At 58.2% G+C, this 1202-nt stretch carries 1 protein-coding gene; it reads right to left on the bottom strand.

Annotated elements, in window-relative coordinates; all coding sequences use genetic code 11:
* Positions 1-16: 16 nt before the first annotated feature.
* Positions 17-1137, bottom strand: a protein-coding gene (locus tag PCA31118_RS26880) for an IS3 family transposase (protein ID WP_425495413.1) whose coding sequence is annotated in 2 segments (ribosomal slippage) — positions 17-897 and positions 897-1137 — 1122 coding nt in all. Because the reading frame shifts where the segments join, the coding sequence is not laid out codon by codon here.
* Between the last annotated feature and the right edge of the window lie 65 nt (positions 1138-1202).

The following is a 1202-nucleotide window of genomic DNA, read 5'->3' as shown; positions in this document are numbered from 1 at the left end:
TGACCTGCCCCCGGTTTTAGTCCGAAACGCTTTTAGAGTCCGAGGTTAAAAACTTCTGTTCTTCATGCGCCCGAGCAAACTGCTCGGGCGTCAGGTAGCCGAGAGAGCTGTGAGGCCGCTCTGTGTTGTACTCGATACGCCATGATTCAATCAAGCGCTTGGCGTGGCGCAGCGAGACGAACCAGTGTTCGTTCAGACATTCGTCACGGAACCGCCCGTTGAAGCTCTCGATGTAGGCGTTCTCCACAGGTTTGCCGGGTCGGATGAACGACAGCGTGATGCCAACCTCATACGCCCAGGCATCCAGTACCTTGCCAGCGAACTCCGGCCCGTTGTCCACGGTGATGGATAACGGCAATCCGCGCATCTCCCGCAAACGTTCCAACACTTGTCTCACGCGCTGCCCAGGCAGTGAAGTGTCGACCTCGATGACAAGGCATTCACGCGTGTAATCGTCGACCACATTCAGGCACCGAAACCGCCGACCATACGCCAAGCCGTCAGAGACGAAGTCCATTGACCAGCTTTGATTCGGTCCTGTTGGTAGCGGTCGAGGTGTCCGTTCGACTGCGGCAATACGCTTGCGCCTTCGTTTGCGCACGCTCAGTCCCGCCTGGCTGTATAGCCGCCAAACCCGCTTGTGATTGGCCAGCCAACCCTCCCGACGCAGCAGCACGTGAATGCGGCGATAGCCATACCGGCGCTTCTGCGCCGCAATGGCCACCATTCTGCTCGTCAACTCGACGTCGTCGGTCCGGCTTGACTCATAACGGAACAACGACCGCGAAATTCCCACCAGCCCGCAAGCCCGGGTGACACCCATCGCGCGCTCGGTCATCAACGTTCGGACCGCTTCGCGTTTGGCTTGCGGGCTTGCTACTTTCGGGCAAGCAGGTCCTTCAGCGCTGCGTTGTCCAGCATCGAATCGGCCAGCAATCGCTTGAGCCGACCATTCTCCTGCTCAAGCTCCTTAAGACGCTGCGCATCCGACACGGTCATCCCGCCGAATTTGGCTTTCCAGTTGTAGTAGGTCGCTTCCGAGATTCCGTATTTACGGCACAACTCGGCCGGCTTGAGACCCGCCTCGCCTTCCTTCAACACGCCAATGATTTGTTCTTCGCTGAATCGCTTCTTCACTTCCGTTCCCCTTCGTTGGAACGGACTCTACACCGTCTGCGGACTATTCAGGGGGAGCAGGTCAA

The organism is Pandoraea captiosa (genome assembly GCF_902459775.1).
GTDB lineage: Bacteria > Pseudomonadota > Gammaproteobacteria > Burkholderiales > Burkholderiaceae > Pandoraea > Pandoraea captiosa.
Note: the sequence above shows the minus strand (reverse complement) of the source record. Positions and strands in the feature narration are given on the sequence as shown.